General features: G+C 58.5%; 10 protein-coding genes. All 10 read right to left on the bottom strand.

From position 1 onward, the window contains the following. Positions 1–83: 83 nt before the first annotated feature. Positions 84–1,778 carry a dihydrolipoyllysine-residue acetyltransferase gene (gene aceF, locus K307_RS34250; RefSeq protein ID WP_042885461.1) on the bottom strand — a complete coding sequence of 565 codons (1,695 nt, stop codon included), beginning with the start codon at positions 1,776–1,778 and terminating at the stop codon, positions 84–86. Between the two features lie 332 nt (positions 1,779–2,110). Next, positions 2,111–5,545, bottom strand: coding sequence for an adenylate/guanylate cyclase domain-containing protein (locus tag K307_RS34245; protein ID WP_042885460.1), 3,435 nt, complete (start codon positions 5,543–5,545; stop codon positions 2,111–2,113). Between the two features lie 330 nt (positions 5,546–5,875). After that, positions 5,876–6,997: a porin gene (locus tag K307_RS34240; RefSeq protein ID WP_042885459.1), complete on the bottom strand. Its 1,122-nt coding sequence runs from the start codon at positions 6,995–6,997 to the stop codon at positions 5,876–5,878. Between the two features lie 156 nt (positions 6,998–7,153). Continuing rightward, complete coding sequence (locus K307_RS34235) at positions 7,154–8,518, bottom strand: MmgE/PrpD family protein (RefSeq protein WP_042885458.1); 1,365 nt, start codon at positions 8,516–8,518, stop codon at positions 7,154–7,156. Positions 8,519–8,732: 214 nt separating this feature from the next. Then, a complete protein-coding gene (locus K307_RS34230) occupies positions 8,733–9,689 on the bottom strand; it encodes a Bug family tripartite tricarboxylate transporter substrate binding protein (RefSeq protein ID WP_051591484.1) in 957 nt (318 codons plus the stop codon). 770 nt (positions 9,690–10,459) lie between these two features. After that, positions 10,460–10,930: an Lrp/AsnC family transcriptional regulator gene (locus K307_RS34225; RefSeq protein ID WP_035828250.1), complete on the bottom strand. Its 471-nt coding sequence runs from the start codon at positions 10,928–10,930 to the stop codon at positions 10,460–10,462. Between the two features lie 317 nt (positions 10,931–11,247). Continuing rightward, positions 11,248–12,423 (bottom strand): pyridoxal-phosphate dependent enzyme, encoded by a 1,176-nt coding sequence (locus tag K307_RS34220; RefSeq protein WP_196251633.1) that lies wholly within the window; start codon positions 12,421–12,423, stop codon positions 11,248–11,250. 86 nt (positions 12,424–12,509) lie between these two features. Then, positions 12,510–13,706, bottom strand: coding sequence for a M24 family metallopeptidase (locus tag K307_RS34215; protein ID WP_080745310.1), 1,197 nt, complete (start codon positions 13,704–13,706; stop codon positions 12,510–12,512). A 22-nt stretch (positions 13,707–13,728) separates the two neighbouring features. After that, positions 13,729–14,538 carry an IclR family transcriptional regulator gene (locus K307_RS34210; RefSeq protein ID WP_045238751.1) on the bottom strand — a complete coding sequence of 270 codons (810 nt, stop codon included), beginning with the start codon at positions 14,536–14,538 and terminating at the stop codon, positions 13,729–13,731. 514 nt (positions 14,539–15,052) lie between these two features. Continuing rightward, complete coding sequence (gene mdeB, locus K307_RS34205) at positions 15,053–17,680, bottom strand: alpha-ketoglutarate dehydrogenase (RefSeq protein WP_042885457.1); 2,628 nt, start codon at positions 17,678–17,680, stop codon at positions 15,053–15,055. Between the last annotated feature and the right edge of the window lie 363 nt (positions 17,681–18,043).

Genomic DNA, 18,043 nt, shown 5'->3' with positions numbered 1-18,043 from the left:
CGGGGCATCCATGGGGTGGTCATGGCTCGCCGCTCTGGACTGACCGCCATGGCCATACCCGTCAAAGACATGCCGTGGTTGTCTTACAGGAGGATGCGGCGGAAATCCGCCAGCAACTGCGCGAAGTACGTGTTGAAGCGCGCGGCCTCGGCGCCGTCGATGACGCGATGATCCCAGGACAGCGACAGCGGCAGCGTCAGGCGCGGCACGAACTGATTGCCGTCCCAAACAGGCTTCTGGTACGACTTGCACACACCCATGATGGCCACTTCGGGCGCATTGATGATTGGAGTAAATGACATACCGCCGATGCCGCCCAAGGACGAGATGGAGAAGCAACCGCCCTGCATCTGGTCAGGCTTGAGCTTGCCGTCGCGCGCCAGCTTGGCCAGCTCGCTCATTTCCTGGCTGATCTCCAGCACGCCCTTCTTGTCGGCGTTCTTGATCACCGGCACGACCAGGCCGTTCGGGGTGTCGGCGGCGAAACCGATGTTGAAATATTTCTTCAGCACCAGGTTGTCTCCGTCGAGCGAGGCGTTGAAGTTCGGGAACTTCTTCAGCGCCGCGACCGTGGCCTTGATCATGAAGGCCAGCATGGTCACCTTGATGCCGGACTTCTCGTTTTCCTTGTTCAGCTGCACGCGGAAGGCTTCCAGCTCGGTGATGTCCGCTTCGTCATGGTTGGTGACGTGCGGGATCATGACCCAGTTGCGGTGCAGGTTCGCGCCGGAAATCTTCTTGATGCGCGACAGGGCCTTGCTTTCCACCTCGCCGAAGCGGGTGAAATCGACCTTCGGCCACGGCAGCAGGCCAAGTTCGCCACCACCGCCGCCAGCCGCGGCAGGCTGGGCCGGCGCGGCGGCCTGGCCGGTCATCACACCCTTGACGTAGTTCTGCACGTCCTGCTGGGTGATGCGGCCCTTGGGGCCGGTGCCGGCCACGCGCGACACGTCGACGCCCAGCTCGCGCGCGAACTTGCGCACCGACGGGCTGGCGTGGGCGGAATTGCCGAAGACACTAGGGGCGGCTGGTGTGGCGGCGCGCGCAGCAGCAGGAGCAGCGGCCGGAGCAGCGGCCGGAGCCTGCGTAGCTGCGGGGGCCGGAGCCGGAGCCATCGTGGCAGCAGCTGCCGGTGCCGGTGCAGCGGCGGCGGCTGAGGGGGTAGCGGCAAGCGAATCCGCGTCTTCCAGAATCAGCAGCAGCGTACCTTCGGACACGTTGTCACCAACCTTGACCTTAACTTCCTTGACCACGCCGCCATGCGGCGAAGGTACGTCCATAGTGGCCTTGTCTGATTCCAACGTCACGAGGGCATCTTCGGCGTTGATCGTGTCGCCAGCCTTGACGTGGACTTCAATGACGGGGACGGCGTCATAGTCGCCGATGTCCGGCAACTTCACGTCGATGGTGCCGCCACCGGCCGCACGGGCTGCCGCCGGAGCGGAGGCCGGAACCGGTGCTGCGGCAGCAGGCGCGGGAGCCAGGGCAGGTGCCGCAGCAGCAGCTGGAGCCGGGGCCGGGGCCGCGGCGGTCTGGCCGGCCGCTTCCAGCATCACCAGCACCGCGCCCTCGGACACACTGTCGCCCACCCTGATGCGGACCTCCTTGACCACGCCGGCCTGCGGTGAAGGCACGTCCATGGTGGCTTTGTCCGACTCCAACGTTACCAGCGCATCCTCCGCATTAATCTGGTCTCCTGGTTCCACGTGGACTTCGATGACGGGTACTGCACCGAAGTCTCCGATGTCGGGCAATCTAATTTCGCAAACTTGATTCATACTTTCTCTCGTGATCGTTACCCGTCCTCGGGCCAGTGCTCGGTCACACCATGAAGGCTGTAGCGCCCACTTCTGCAGGGACCAGTACCCGAGGTTCGCGCAGTTCCAATGCCGAACCCGCGACGCTGTTTGTGGTTCGATCAATGCTCACGCAGCCACTCGAGAAGCGGACGCCTGACAGTCTTCAGGCCTCACTACCTGACCAAGTCGATTTTAGGTTCCTAGCTGCGATATTTGCCGCTGAATTCGGTTGGCTTCGCTGACCATCTCAGCACAGGATGCTGCGCAAGCCCGGCGTTGTCAGCTGAAAGTTCTGACAATCCGTCTTGCTCTTATCCGAGATCTTCCAGAAGCGCTTTAGCCTCTTGCCAATCAGCAGTGACAAACCCCTCTGTGAATCGCCGATGGACCTCCGCCAACGTCAAGCGCGCAGGATCCGCCTTGCCTTGTCGTTGCCATAGCCGAGCCAAGCGAATGGCAACTTGTAACTCGACCGATGTGGCTCCATAGCGATGGGCTATGCCGATCGCTTCGTGAAAACAGGCTTCGGCTTCTTTGTCCTGCGCGGAGAGGCTAAATTGGGAGCCCGAATGCAGCTGAATCAAATCCCCTTTGAGTCGGAGTAGCATCGGGACATCGAAGCATTCGCCCGTCGTGTTCACCAGAGCGATTGCCTCACTCAGCACACTAAGTCCCGCCTCAGCCTGGCCAGACTTTCCATAGGCCTCCGCGAGGAGCGTTAGAAGAGTCGGCCGCCCCAGTATCGCCCCCGTAGCTTCGTAGGAGCTGAGGCCTTCCTTTATTTGGTCGATTCCATCCTTATGACTACCATGCTCGGAGAGTGCACTTCCGCGCAGGATTGTTCCCCACGCCCGATAAAGTGGGTACCCTTGGTCCGTTGAAAGCGCGATGGCGGCGTCTGCATACTTCTGCGACAGTTCCACCTCCCGCCGGCATCGATGCAGGTCCGCAGCGAAAATCAGACTAAGAGCAAGCGCGAATGGATCCGCGACCTGCCTGGCCAGCGCCATCGCCTCATCGCAGCGCACACGGGCTTGGTCCGGCGAGCCCAAATACCACAGTATTTTTCCCAGCGTGCTACGCATATGGACAGCGGGATTCTGTGCGTAGCGCAGCAGACGACTGTACGACTGCTGACCTGCTCGATGCAGCACCAACGCCTGCTCCGCGTGGGTTCGGGCTATCTTAATCTCGCCCATACGGAACACAGTGGTGGCAAGAACTCGGTGTGCCTCCGCAAGTTCCTCCGGCTCTTTTGTCTCCAACGCGAACGCGAGCAGCCGATCCGCCAAAACGCGAGCCGTACGGAATTGTGCGCGCAAGTAATAGAATGACCACAGCCCGTACTGTGCTGAAAACGACTCGGGTGTTTTCGCACCTTGCTCACACAAGGCCAGCGCACGCATGTATGTCGCTTCTACCTCTGGCGAACCATGGCCTCGTGCAGCTACCCAAGCCGGGCCAAGGGTAAGCAGTATCGTGAGTTCCTCGCGTGCGCGTTCAGGAGTATCCGGCACCGACTTGAGCAATTCGAGGGCAGCGTTCAGATGACGGATGGCATCGAGTTGGGCGGAACGCTCCAAGGCTTGTTGGCCAGCCAACTGCAGGTATTCGATCGCCTTCTGGAGGTTACCGCTCTTACTGTAGTGATGAGCCAACTCGCTGCAATAGTCCTTCAGCCGCCCCGGGAACAATGCCTCAATCGCCCGGGCAGTGCGCTCGTGCAGAACACTGCGCTGACTCGTCAGCAAGGAATTACCAGCTACCTCCTGCGTGAGTGCATGTTTGAACGCGTACTCGACCTCGGGGAAAGCGGGACGCTCATAAATGAAGTCTCCCGCTTCGAGGCCGCGCAGGAGGGAGTGCAACGTTACCTCCGGCAGTTTCGTAACATACTCAATCAGAGTAAAGGGAAACTCTTTGCCGATAATCGCAAGAGTCTGCAGCAACTCCTTCTGCGCGACAGATAGCCGATCAATCCGTGCCGCCAACACGCCCTGCACCGTCGTGGGAATATGAAGGTCCAAGGGAGGCTTCTCGATCCGGTAGCTTCCGGCCTGGCCCAATAAAACGTTCTCCTCGAGCAGCGTCTTGACGACTTCTTCCATAAAGAAAGGGTTGCCTTCGGTCTTCGTCAGGATACGGAGTTTCTCCGGCGCGAGAGACGGGTGGTCCCCCAGCAATGACGTCAGTAACCCTTGTGCCACCGCTTGCTCTAGAGGTTCCAGATGCAGATCGGTGTGGCAAACCTTGGGGACCCAGTTACGCGCGTACTCCGGCCGGAAATTGACGAGCAAGAGTATCTTGGCAACCGGCACGTGTTCGACGAGGATACTGAGAAACGCCTCCGTTTCAGCGTCCAGCCATTGCAAGTCTTCGAACAGGATCACGAGAGGCTGTTTGCAACTCTCGCGCAACAGCAGGAGCGCAATGGCTTCGAAAGTGCGCTGGCGCCGGACGACGGGGTCCATTGACGAAACAGTCGAGCCGGGCTCACTGATACCCAGCAGATACAGGAGATAGGGTAGTTGCGCTTCCAATGCCAAATCCAGCGTCAACAACCTACTCCTGACCTTCTCACCAAATAGGCTTTCATCATCCCGTGCGGAGATCTGAAAGTATGTCTTCAGCAGGTCAATCAGAGGCAGGTAGGGAAATGCCTTGCCATGTGACACCGAGACGGTTTCGAGCACCATGCAGCCCTTCTTCGAGCACGCCTTGAATTCATGGAACAGGCGCGACTTGCCGACGCCCGCTTCGCCCACGACAGCAACGATCTGGCCCTGCCCTGCCTTGGCCAGTTCGAACGCCTCAGTCAGGCGCTCCAGTTCGGTCTCGCGACCGACAAACCGCGCGAGGCCGCGGTGCGCCCCCACCTGCAGTCGCGTGCGTAAGGCGCCCAGGCCGAGCACTTCATACACCGCCAGCGGATCGCGCACCCCCTTGATTGGCGTTTGCCCCAGGGCCTTGAATTCGAAATACCCCTCGGTCAATCTGTGTGTCGACTCGCTGACGACGATGGACGATGGTGTTGCGACCCCTTCCATCCGGGCGGCGATATGAATCGTGGGGCCCACCGGGTCGTACTCAGTGCGCAAGTCGTCCTTGCGGATCGAGCGAACCACCACTTCCCCGGTATGAACACCGACCCGGATCTGCAGCGCAACGCCCAAGTCCTGCTGGACCCGGTCGCTGTGACAGCGCATGGTCTCCTGCATGCGAAGTGCAGCAAAAAGCGCCCGCAGCGCATGATCTTCGTGGGCAATTGGCGCGCCAAACAGGGCAAGGATGCCGTCGCCGAGAGCTTTGGCGACGTACCCTTCATAGTGATGGACGGCCTCCATCATTAGCGCCACAACCGGGTCAATCAGGCTGCGGGCTTCCTCCGGATCCAAGTCCTGGATCAACGCGGTCGAGCCAGCTATATCGGCAAACAGTGCTGTGATGGTCTTGCGCTCGCCGGCGGCCTGACCCCGGCCCTCCATCGCAGCTTGCTCGGCCAGGATTCGTTCAGCGAGATGGGGCGGCGTATAAAAAACGGGAGCGGGCGCAGCGGGCGTGGTCGTTGACGTTGGGATTGGAATTCCCAAGAGAGCATCCAAGGCGCCACCACATGCCCCGCAAAATTTCGCTGTCGGGCCGGATTCGTTGCCGCATCGCGGACAGACGCGAACAAGTTTATGCCCGCACTCCTCGCAAAAATCTCTTGGTGCCAGGTTCTCGAAGCCGCAATTTGCGCAGCGCATCTCGCCCCCTGCCGCATTCGTCTTGCCATGCAACAATAGAAGCACACCAGCCGTCCGGAGCAAGATACTGGCGATCAAAAATGCCGCTTACGACTTCAGGCAACCCGAATACTGCGGGGTGAGCGCCGGTATGCGCCCTTAAATTAAAAAAGGCGGCTGGATCTCTCCCGCCGCCAAACCCCAGTTGACGCTAGACTAAGTACCGCACAAATCACAAGAAGGCGAGCCGTTCCGAGCGGGGCCAAGAGCCCACCGCCGACATAATGCTGTCGAGTAAAGCGGAGTAAACCCTGCTGCTTGGCCGGGACCAGAACGAGCGTTCAGTGGCGCTCAGAATCGAGTGCGCATCCCTAGCGCGACGCCGGTGCGAGTACTGGCGCCAGCAAAGGGACCCAATGGGCTATTCGGATCGGTCACAGACGCCCCGCTCAGCCAACTCCTATCCGCTTCCAGGTAGACATCCGTACGAGCGGACAGGCTGTACATCGCGACAAAGTAAGCCGATTGAATAAGCCCCGATGCGCCCCTTGACGCGCCGGCGACGTTGTCGCGCATGTATGTAGCAACAAAGCGCCATGCGGACGATGGCTGATAGGTCAAGCCGAACACTCCTGCTCGATCGTGGCGCTCGGAGGTTTGAGTATTCGGCCCTGCCGCAGTATTTGCGTTACTACCGATGCTCGTGTTGGCCAGCGGCGCGTTGGTGCCGCTAGCTCCCACGATAAAGCCGGCGTCACGGCGCGAGTCGATGTAGTAGCCATGCATCGTAACGTCGCCGAACTTGTACTTCCCGCCGGCGGTCCAAAGCGTTAGATCACGGCCGTTGGCATCTCTAGACTGTTGACCGGCACCACCCACTACGAGCCCACCAGCCGTGTAGGTCGATGCAAACTGCATGGTTCGCCCCCTGGAAGCGTTTCCAGCCTGTTCGCCCAGCGCGTATTGTGCGTTTACGCCAAAACCTCCCCACCTATTCGTGTATTCGATCGTGTTGTCGTAGCGAAGGCCAATTAGCGATGTCTCCCAACTGATCTCCGCCGTATTTGCAGTATTGATGGGGTCGACCTGCGCGATGAAAGTGTAGGTGGAGCCGTACTGCCGACCTACCTTGACCGTGCCCAACGAGCTATTCGACATCCCGACCCAAGCTTGCCGACCAAACAACTGTCCTTGTTGGCCGCTCTTTCCTGTATCGTAGCTAAATCCGCTTTCCAGCGCGAAGATGGCCTTGTTACCGGCTCCGAGTTCTTCTGTGCCGCGCAGCCCCCAGCGTCCACCATTGAAAACACCTTCATTGAGGGCTACCAATGTTTTGGGGCCGTTGGCTGAAGGCTGATTGGTCGAGTAACGAACAGCGGCGTCGATAACACCATACAGGGTGACGCTAGATTGCGCGTAGGCATTTCCTGCGGCAACTGTTGCACCAACCAATAGTCCAATCTTATATTTCACGAATACTCCTCCTCATTTCCTGCACGGAAACTATTTTTAAATCTCCACGAGACTTCTTATGTTCGCCACAGAAAGCGGCTGCGATTAGACGAGTTCAAAAAGATAAAAATAAACCAAGCCTCCTTTCGTAAAGGCAGAAATCACTACTTAAGTTAGTTATCCGGCGGACAGCGGCTGCTGCAGTACATCCAGCAATGGCGAAATGTCCCCACTTCCAAGACCCTCTACAGCGTTCACCAGACTGCGCTGGCGGACTTCCGGGAGTACGGCGGCCGTAGCGGTGCAGAACTTGTCCACCAAGTCTCCCCAAGACATCGGATTGGTCGCCTCCCCGCGTGGCGGTGTAACGGGCGATTCGAAGGTCTGTCCTCTTCCTTCAACTACTACCCGAGCAAGCGTCTCGCCAGGGCAGCGCGCTTCCAGCTGAGGATCCAATACCAGTTGGACTTTCTTTGCGAACTCGACCACATCTTGCCGACCGAGTACGGCTTCGGTAATGGGCAACATGCATGCGCTTCCGGCGAGCGCCGAAAGTGCAATACAGTAGGGAATGCTGTACTGGACCTCTGTCAGATTGCGCGGGTCCGTACGATTGTCGATATCAAGCGCCCACTGGAAGGTGTAGATCCTGACGGCCTGTATCTCTTCGGCGGCAAGCTTGCTCTCCTGCACGACTAACTCAAAGCCTGCAAGCGCCGGATGTACATACCGGCAGCTGGAGTACGGTTTGAAATAGATGCCTTTAATGGCATGCGTGGCGCCTAAATCCCTCAGCACAACGTCCCGGTTGTAATGCGGCAGGTGGTCCAGAATGTCCGCGGGTCCGCTCAGTCCATGCCGCGCTAGCTCGATGGCTGCGCACGCCGTTACCGCGGACCAAGGGATCGCTTCCTTGACGTCGTTCCCCATTAGATCCGAGTAGCCCGCACTACCGTTCGCCGTCAGGTTGGGGCTCTGTACCCCAGCGATGGCAAAAGCCTGACAGATCTGGTCAGCTGGAAGCTTGAACAATCGGCCCAACGCTGCGACAACGCCGTAGCCGGTCCACCGGCCAGACCCGTAGCCATATCCCATCCGCGCCGGCGCCGAAGCCGCTGCCGCCCTTACTGCAACCTCGTACCCGGCGACGACCGAACCCAGAAACGCGTCGGCTCCTGCCCCTATACTTTCAGCGGCCGCCAGAGCGGCTGGAATGACTGCCGCGCCGGGGTGACCACGCGCGGCTCGGTGACCATCATCCAGATCCAGCACGGAAGCCGTGGTTGAGTTCGCGAGGATCGCTCCCGCTAGGCTTGTCGATTCTCCTTTGAACCAAATGGCGCACTGACCCGGTCCGAACTGTCCTTTAACGAGCTCTTGAGCGCCCCTGGACACGTAGGAATCTATGCCCGCTGCTGCAGCCCCAAGCAAATCGAGGACACACTTTAGAGCTGCTTCCCGTAAAACAGGCTCATGAATGTCGATGTAGCCATCTTCCACATACGCAGCAAGTCGGTATGCGGCGAAATTGTTGCTTTCCATGATTGGCAACTGTTTTTTCGTGATTGACGGACGACCGACTCCAAGCCGCGTCACTATTTTGCGTGTCGCGAGCTAGTCGAGATCCTTGCTGATGGGAATATATCTAGTCGAAGATTTGACGGTTCTTCTACCCGCTGCGTCAGCAACCGCTGTATGTGCCGCTCGTTGATAGCGAGCCGACTAAACAAACGGCAGCACCAGTCTCCAACAGAGTTTAATTTTCAGCCTTCAATCCGAGCGTCTTGATGGCGGATCCGACGCTCGCGTAGTTTTCCGTGACGTAGCGCGTTGCGACGGAAGACGAGCCATAGATCGCCATACCGTATTGCTTTCGGGCAAACTCCTTATAGGCAGCCGATTCAGAGAATTCCTTGAGGAGCGAATTCCACCAGTTCACAACTTCCGGCGAGAGCCCTGCCGGGCCGATTACACCGTATTTGAGAGAAACCGCTAGCGGATACCCAAGATCCTTCAGGGTAGGGACTTGCGGCTGGGCGCGAAGCTCGCCCGTCTCGACAATGAGACGAACTTTTCCGGAGGCAAGCAGTGGGCCAAAGTCGCTAGATACGACGGCATCGATATGCCCTCCCAACAGACCGGAGATCGCGTCCGCGCCACCCTTGTAAGGAACCGTCGTGGCATCGACTCGCTCCCGCGAGAAGGCCGATTGGACAAGAATCTGCCCGAGAGTATTAGCCCCTGCGGTGCCCCATTTGAACTTTCCGGGATTGGCACGCGCATAAGCCAAGACATCAGCCCATGTATGGAGCGGACTGTTCGCAAGAACAAACATCGGATACGGCTGCGCCATTACCAACCCCAGATAACTGAAGTCCTTGGTCGGGTCATAAGACAATTTCTGGAAGTGCGGCACAACGAACATTGCGCTCGGACTCATCAGCGACAGCGTATAGCCATCAGCCGGTGCACGCTTCGTCGCTGCTGTTGCAATCGTGCTGGCCGCGCCAGGCTTGTAATCGACCACAATCGTGGCGCCTCGGCGGTCGTGAGCGAACTGGGCGAGTTGGCGAGCGATACCGTCTCCAATGCCACCCGCTGAATAGCCAAGGATTAGCATGACGGGCCGATTCGGGTACCGATCTTGGGCGCTGACAGCCGTTCCTGCGAAACAGAAGACCAAAAGAAAGATGAATCGAAACAGGGTCATCATTTTCACTCCTTAATAGTGGATGTGTCGGGATCGCTCTATTTTGAACAGCTGGCTTAGTAAGCCCGAAACGTCTGGCGGAGGCCTGAATAGAAGACTGTCGCCTGGCCTTTCTGCGGGCTCATCCCGGGAATTTGGCAATGTGTGCCGATGGCCCGAAGCGCATTAAGCGGAGGATCCCGCTCAAACAAAGGGATGCCTTTCAGCAATCCATGCGCCTCTCCATCGTCCGAGGAAGCTCCGTTGACTCAGGAACAAACCGCTTGACACGCGTTCCTATAATCGGTACAGTGTTCCTATATGTAAAATAGTACGCGCGCCCCTCCTTCATGTCAATGAAAGAAAGGGGCTGTACGTACTTCCCCGAGGTCAAATCGAGCGGAAGTGGCGTCCTAGATTCGTCGCGGTGAATTCACTTTTGGCAGCGATTCACGGACGACTGGTCCGCCTGCTGATCAGAACTATTAGAGCGCCGCTATACCGGCTCTGCAGCCCATGAAAGCGCGGGCTTTACGCCCGCTTGGGTGCGGCGAGGGGGCCTTTTCAACGCCGTGGCGGTGACATGCAGGCAACCTGCGCGGTTGGTATGCGGGCGCTGCGTAAATGGCAGCGCAAAGCCTGGCATAGGCGCCGCCACGATCCGCTACTGGCCATTCAGATGGCCAGCCTGATCCACGTTGGGCGCCTTGGGAGCGCGTGTGGCGGCGAATGGCATCTGGCATCGGATCGGGTAAGCTATCCCCGCCCCTGAGACGCCAAACGGCATCGATACCCTATCGCTTCACGGGGAGCGGAAGGGCTGTCTTATAGCGAACCTGCTTGAGGGCGAAGCTAGACCGTATCTTTTCGATACCCGCGATCGGAGTCAGTTGCTCGAGGATGAATCTCTCCAGGGCAGCCATGTCGGCAACCGCGATTCGAATCAAGTAGTCACTATCCCCCGTCATGAGATAGCACTCCATCACCTCATCGTGCTCTGCTATTCTTCGCTCAAACTCTGTCAGCGACGCTTTGCTTTGGTCTTTTAAGCTAATCGAGATGAAGACGTTAACCCCAAGCCCCAAGACGGAAGCGCTGGCAAGGGCCACATAGCGCTCAATAACGCCTGCCGCCTCCAAGGCTTTAACTCGGGCGAGACAGGGGGATGGCGATAGATGAACACGTCGCGCTAGTTCGACGTTCGTCAGAGCGCAATCTTGCTGAAGCTCATCCAGAATACGAATATCGGTGGCGTCGAGGTTCATCATCGCGTCCCTGCAAAGAAGCCTAGAATTGGCGCATATGTAATCTGAGCCAATGGAGGCTCACAAATCGGTAACGGCCAAGAGTGCTGTCAGCAGCAGCTTAGTTGCCAAGCCCAAAGCTGGGCTGTGCCTGGGACACCGCTGCTCGCACACTTTCGTCAGGCGAGCTGAAAGGAATCGAGCCGCGCATGGAAGGGAGGCGACTGGAGAACATCCGGTCTGCGACACCCTTCCACCTGCTTAGTCTGATCCTTTTCCAAGCCAGCCTGATACGACCTACATGACCGCTTATCTTGGACAGGCTCCGACGTCGAAACTTACGCCTCGACAAAACGCCGATGTAGAGCCTCCATCGTGGCCCCCAATACCTCGTCAACCCCAACCGTGGAGACAGGAATCTCGGACCATGCGGTCGTTGATTTGTCCGTGTCCTTGAGACCAGAACCAGTCGCCAAACACACAACAAGGTCCTTTGAGGAGATAACTCCTGCTTCACGGAGACGACGAACCGCTACGAACGGCATCACGCTGGCCAACTCGAGAAGCATACCCTCCTGGCCCGCAATGAGTTCTTGCAAGTTCACCAGGCCATCGTTGTCCACGGGCACGGCCACACCATTTGACTGACGCAGTGCATACAGGGCCTGGAATGCGCTCTGCGCTGCCCCTACCGAAGCGGCCAACGTATCGTATTTGACCGTCGCAGCGGGCACCATATCTGAACCATTATCAAGGGCTTGCTTCAGCGAACCATGTGCCTCGGCTGCTACGAAGCGAGGTATCTGCTGGATGACGCCAGCGTTCTTCATGTCCATGAAGCCCTGATAGATACCAGACAAGGCATCGCCATAGCAAACCGGCATCGCCATCCAATCCGGCGCACGACCAAGGTCTTGGACAATCTCGTACGCGATCGTCTTATAGCCTTCAATGCCGATTGGCGTGCTCCCGACCACTGGCGCTGAATAAGGCGAAGTCACAAACCAGTTGTGGCGTTTCACCCCAGCGGCAAGAAACGGCCAGCGCTGAGTCTTGTCGGCCATCATGATCAGATGCGCGCCTAGCTTGCGGATTTGCGTCATCATCGGACCGGCCGCGCCTTTCATCGAGACCACAACACAAGGTATCCCGGCACGAGCAGCATAGGCCGCCAATGATGCCCCAGCATTCCCTGACGATGCTGTGGCTACTACAGGCGCGCCTAGCTGTTTGGCATATGAGACCGCTACGGTGCTCACCCGATCCTTGTACGACTGCGTCGGATTCCGCGTCTCATCCTTGACGTACAGGTTTGCGATGCCAATGTATGTGCCCAAGCGCGCCGTGGCCAGGAGCGGCGTCCCGCCCTCGCCCAGCGATACCGCGTGCTCTGCGTCGACCGGTAACATATCCGCGAATTGCCACAGACCGCGAGTTCGGCGCTCTCCCGTGTTGAAGTTCCAATCGCGCACGGTGTCGGCATCGTATTGGACGCGCAGGTTGCTGGCCAACACGCCGGCGCACTCTGCACAGCCCTGCTCCCTGTAGTCCGGCGGATAGTGCGTGCCGCAGCGCAAGCACTGCAGTGACACAGCTTTACTCATGCCAGCACCCGCAGCTTGCCGTCCGTATCGTGCAGCAGTTCGATGCCGCGCTCGCGTACCACAATCGTGTTTTCGACCTGCAGCCCACACCAACCGAACTCGTAGTACGGCGTTTCGACGCACATGACCATGCCTTCCTCGATGATTTGGTCATTGCTAGGCGTCAGGTCGGGCATGTCATACCCGTCCAGGCCGATGCCATGGCCGACGTGGCTTCGCGAATAGTGCGGAATCCCGGCCGCGCGCGTTGCCTCCATTGCAATCTCGAAGACCCTAGAGGCCTTGACGCCGGGACGGATCGCCTCGAAAGCGGCCATTACGCCGTCATGAAGCGCCTTGTGGTATCGGACAATCTTGGGATCAGGCTCCCCAAACACAGCGATTCGAGCGATATCGGCACGGTAATGTCGGTAGCGGCCACCCACGTCGAATCGGATCACATCGCCCCTGCGCAGCGCAGTATTCGAGGGATGTACATTGGGCATGGCCGACCGCGCGCCGAAGCCGATACAGCCGAGCACCGGGGTGGCGTCATGCTGAACGGTCGTGGCATGGAACGTGCGCGCCATCTCAACTTCCGTGATGCCTTCACGTGCCACTTTCAATGCGGCATCCACCGAGCGCTCTGCAATGGTGGCCACCATGCGCAGGCGCTCGATTTCCACAGGCGTCTTCACGGCGCGAATCTCGCGGAACAGCTTCGTTGCCGGCACGATCGTGGCCTGGGGCAGTTCTTGCTGGAGACGCTCCCATTGTCCCGGCATCAGGCCCATTTCGTCGATGGCGAGGGTCGCTTTGTCCAACCCCTCATTTCGCAAGCTCTTCAGCAGCGCGTTGAGACCATCCTTTTCATCGGGAAGGTCAAATAGCTCCAGCAGACGGCGGTCGGCATCAGTGATTGGACCTTCCGCCTTGTCCACGTGAAAGAAGCCGAAGCGAGTGATGTTTTTAATCCACACGTCCTCCTGGTCCACAAGCTGATCGAGCAGCGATGTGGGGGCGATGACGCGCGAGCCCTCCAAATCTTTCGCCGGCAACACGACAAACACTTGTGGCCCGCGCCGAATCCATTGCGAGAGCGCCCAGTAACCGCTTGAGTAGGTAACATTCTCAGGCGACGTGGCGATAAAGGCGTCAACGCCTTTTTCCTTGGCCATTTGGGCCAGGCGCGGTTTGTTCAGAAGGCTTTCCATTACTTGCTCACTCCGTTTGAGTTTATCTAGCTGCCGCGATACTTCTGTCGACAGCAGCGCTTTGGTCAAAGGTATTGGATGAATAGCCGAGTGCTTTGGAACATCTCAGAGCAGCACTGACGACAAGCTGTGCGATGGCGGGCCATTCCTCGGGATCCCGCTGGGCCTTCAAGAAGGCAACACTAATGGCCGCCACGGCAACTCCGTCCTTGTTGCGGATCACCGTCCCGATGGATACCACGCCAACTTCGTTCTCCTCGTCGGCAATCGCATATCCACGCTGACGAATGTTGTCGAGTTCGTTCTGCAATGCTCGCACGCCGGTGATGGAGTGCTTGGTGCGTGCCGCATAGGGACCCGGACCGAGCACAAGCGATGCCCGCTCGGCGGAAAGTTCCGCGACCAGACACTTGCCCATGGCCGTAGTGTGAGCCGGAATACGCTGCCCCGCTTCCGCACGAATCGCGATAGGACCGCTACTTTGAACGGTATGAAGGTAGACCACAGAGTTCTGCTGAATCGCGCCCAAGTAACCGTTGAGTTGATGGGTCTCAGCCAAAACCTTCAACTCGGCAGACGCCGTGATATGGAGTACGTCGCTACGTGCCGTGGCCGAACCGAGTGCCAATGCGCGATAGCCCAGGCGGTACTTGCGCGTCTCAATGACCTGATGAAGGTATCCCGCGTCGACAAGGGTATTGGCCAGCCGCTGGGCAATAGATGGGCTGATATCTAGCAGTCGAGCGAGCTCACGTATGCCTAGCGGCTCCCCACTTTCGTCAACCGCACTCAACATTTCCAAGCCGCGTGCGAGAGATTGGTTCGTTGTCATATGTTCCGATATTCGGTACAGTGTTCCTATACGTAAAACTATACGACGCACTACACCCCGTGTCAACGAAACTCCAGGATGTTTGCCGGTAGCGTTCAGGCGATGGCCTGTGATACACATTCACGTCTTAGCGGTAGTCGGTTTCGGTAGGTGAGGCGGAGGGCCCGCCACGTAGCGCTATGGGAGACAACCTAATGCGAACCGGGCTCGCATCTACCTGCTGAGCTCTTTACGACACCTGCGGTGAAGAGCGTGAGGACAGGGAACAGGCCGATGGCCGGCCCGATCCAGCGAGTTGTGATGGATGACCCACCTGGATCCAGACTCTGGAAAGCTGGATAGCCGCTCCTGACCGACGCATCGCCATCAGTGCGCCGCGACTGAGGCCGACGTGACAACGGGCGCCACAGAAGTGCGTCGGCCAGCGAGCGCCTCTCGCTGGTTTCGCGGGGCGTTCGCTGGCCGTCTACCGGCAATATTGTGAGGATCGGGGCTTGGTCCCCATAGCGCAGAACTAGTCCAGCGAGTGCTTAGCCGCCCGGACAATCGATGCTGCATCAACGCCGAAATACTCGCGAAGAGCCCCGCGCGTATCACTTCGGCCAAAGCCATCGGTTCCCAAAGTCAGATACCGGCGATCCGTCGGCACATATTCCCGGACGCTCTCCGGCACCGCGCGGACATAGTCTGTTGCGGCAATAATCGGGCCCGCGCTCTGCTCCAGTTGCAGTTGGAGGAACGGAATTTCATTGCTCGCCTCGCCTAGGAGTTCCCGCTTGCGATGCAAGGCGCCATCACGGGCCAGCTCACTCCAACTCGTCACGCTGTAGACCGAGACATTGATGCCGTCACTAGCCAGTTGCTGTGCCGCCTTAATGACTTCGGTCAGGATGGCTCCCGAGCCCATCAGGGTGACCCGCCTGGCCGAAGCTGTCGAAGACGCTGTATCGGGGCGCTGCCAATCGTCGAACTTGTAGCATCCCCGCAAGATCGCAGCCTCGACGTCGGCGGACAAGTTAGGCTGCGCATAGTTTTCATTCATCAGCGTGACGTAGTAGAAGACGTCTTGCTGCTCCAGCATCATTTCCCGAATGCCTGCGTCAACGATCACGGCCATCTCTGCCGCAAACGCGGGGTCATAGGCCTTGCAATTGGGAATGGTTGCGGCAACCAAGTGGCTGGTTCCGTCCTGGTGCTGCAAACCTTCTCCTCCCAACGTGGTACGCCCCGAGGTAGCGCCAAGCAGGAATCCGCGAGCTCGCTGGTCTGCAGCTGCCCAGATGGCATCTCCGATGCGCTGGAAGCCGAACATGGAGTAGTAAATATAGAACGGCAACATAGCGAGGCCGTGAACGCTATAGCTCGTCGCTGCAGCCGTCCAGCTGGCAATCGCGCCAGCCTCACTAATCCCCTCCTCCAAGATTTGGCCGTTGAACGCCTCTCGGTACGCCAATACCGATCCGATATCTTCCGGGTCGTACCGTTGGCCCACACTGCTGTAGATGCCCACCTGCTTGAAGAGGTTGGCCATTCCAAAGGTGCGTGCTTCATCAGCAACGATTGGCACGATGCGGGGACCCAATTCCTTGTCCTTCAGCAACTGCCCGAGCAAGCGCACGAAGGCCATCGTCGTGCTCATCTCTTTACCGTTGGCCTCAATCGCAAAACGCGCGTACGAAGCCAGCGCAGGTTTTGCAACCACACTACACTGTGTATTGCGCTTGGGCAAAGCGCCGCCCAACCCCGCCCGCCGCGACCGCATGTATCGCATCTCATCGCTCTCCGCATCGGGTTTCAGGAAGGTCAGAGAGGTCGCCTGGTCGTCTGTCAGCGGAAGATTGAACCGGTTCCTGAACTCAATGAGCTGGGAATCATCGAGCTTCTTCTGCGAATGCGTGGTCATACGGCCTTGGCCTGCCGCACCCATGCCATACCCCTTCTTCGTATGAGCCAGGATGACTGTAGGCCGACCATTTCGTTCGGCCGCTTTAGCATAGGCGGCGTAGATCTTGACCAAATCGTGGCCGCCTCTCTTCAAGCGGTCGATCTGCTCGTCGGTCATACCCTGCGCCAACAAAGCAAGCTGCGGATTTTGCCCAAAGAAATGCTCACGGTTGAAACGCCCATCCTTCGCCGCGAAGGTTTGCATCTGACCGTCAACGGTGTCGCCCAAGGCCTCCGTCAAGGCACCGTTGGCGTCGCGAGCAAAGAGGCCATCCCAGTCGCTACCCCACAGCAGCTTGATAACGTTCCAACCAGCACCGGAAAACAGCCGCTCGAGTTCATCGATGATTCGGCCATTGCCCCGCACCGGACCATCCAGGCGCTGCAAGTTGCAGTTGACGACCCACACGAGGTTATCCAGTTTCTCACGGGCCGCCAATGTCAGCGCACTCATGGACTCCGGCTCATCCATTTCCCCATCGCCGAATACGCCCCAGACCGTTCGGTTGTCACACTGCAGCAGGCCGCGATGTGAAAGGTAGCGCATAAACCGTGCGTGGTAGATAGAGCTGATGGGCCCGATGCCCATCGAGCCGGTGGGAAACTGCCAGAAATCCGGCATCAGCCACGGATGCGGATAGCTGGACAAGCCACGTGCGCCGTTGCGAGGACCAACGATTTCCTGTCGATAATGAGCCAGGTCGGCTTCGGACAACCTGCCTTCGAGGAAGGCACGTGCATAGACACCCGGCGCACTATGCGCCTGAAAGAACACCAGATCGTCCGCGCGGAAAAAGTGATTGAAGCCGGTCTCAAACAGATCCGCGGCGCTCGCATAACTCGCGATGTGTCCACCCAGTTCGCCATATGCCTGGTTAGCTCGAACGACCATTGCCAGTGCATTCCAGCGCATCATAGATCCCAGTCGCTCCTCAATGGCCAAGTCGCCCGGGAACTTCGGCTGCGCGTCGACGCTGATAGTGTTCACATATGGCGTCGTTAGATTGGGCTGCCATCCGACACGTTGGTCCCGAGCCAGGCGAGCAAGCTCATCAAGGATGTACTTCCCGCGTTCAGGGCCGTATGCCTGAATCAGTCCGATGAACGCTTCGCGCCATTCGGTGGTTTCGATGGGATCGAGGTCAACTTGCTGTGCAGCGACCGCGTCCTGGAGCAGGGGTGTAGTTGGCGTATTCATAGGCAAAATTCTAGGCGGGAAATCCCAGCATGTCGTACCGTACTCGACTGCAAGTCGTTATCGGTCCAGCACAATCTGCTGCGATGTGGCTTCCTGCCAGAACGGAACAGCGGGCCTCGACACCATCAACTTCGGATTGGTTGAGCTTCAGACAAGCAGGGGCTAGCGAACGTCAGGTTAGGACCGCGCGCTCAGCGTTCGCCCTTCTCTACCAAGCCTCAAGCCCTCTGACGTCTTTTACGCTGCGTGACGCTGGCTAGCGAGAGGGTCATATTGCGGATAGATGGCTTTCCGTTAGGCATGAGCGATAGGCTTCCTGAAAGTCCTCTCGACGAGTTCTCTCTACAAGCGCCCTTCTTGCGA

The sequence above is a fragment of the Cupriavidus necator A5-1 genome (assembly GCF_000744095.1).
Taxonomy (GTDB): Bacteria; Pseudomonadota; Gammaproteobacteria; order Burkholderiales; family Burkholderiaceae; genus Cupriavidus; species Cupriavidus necator_A.
The sequence above is the reverse complement of the archived record's forward strand: the minus strand, read 5'-3'. Positions and strand labels throughout refer to the sequence as shown.

Coding starts and splice junctions, on each gene's coding strand:
- aceF (WP_042885461.1), bottom strand. CDS start 1,778: ATGAATCAAGTTTGCGAAATTAGATTGCCCGACATCGGAGACTTCGGT.
- K307_RS34245 (WP_042885460.1), bottom strand. CDS start 5,545: ATGCGCTGCGCAAATTGCGGCTTCGAGAACCTGGCACCAAGAGATTTT.
- K307_RS34235 (WP_042885458.1), bottom strand. CDS start 8,518: ATGGAAAGCAACAATTTCGCCGCATACCGACTTGCTGCGTATGTGGAA.
- K307_RS34230 (WP_051591484.1), bottom strand. CDS start 9,689: ATGATGACCCTGTTTCGATTCATCTTTCTTTTGGTCTTCTGTTTCGCA.
- K307_RS34225 (WP_035828250.1), bottom strand. CDS start 10,930: ATGAACCTCGACGCCACCGATATTCGTATTCTGGATGAGCTTCAGCAA.
- K307_RS34215 (WP_080745310.1), bottom strand. CDS start 13,706: ATGGAAAGCCTTCTGAACAAACCGCGCCTGGCCCAAATGGCCAAGGAA.
- K307_RS34210 (WP_045238751.1), bottom strand. CDS start 14,538: ATGACAACGAACCAATCTCTCGCACGCGGCTTGGAAATGTTGAGTGCG.
- mdeB (WP_042885457.1), bottom strand. CDS start 17,680: ATGAATACGCCAACTACACCCCTGCTCCAGGACGCGGTCGCTGCACAG.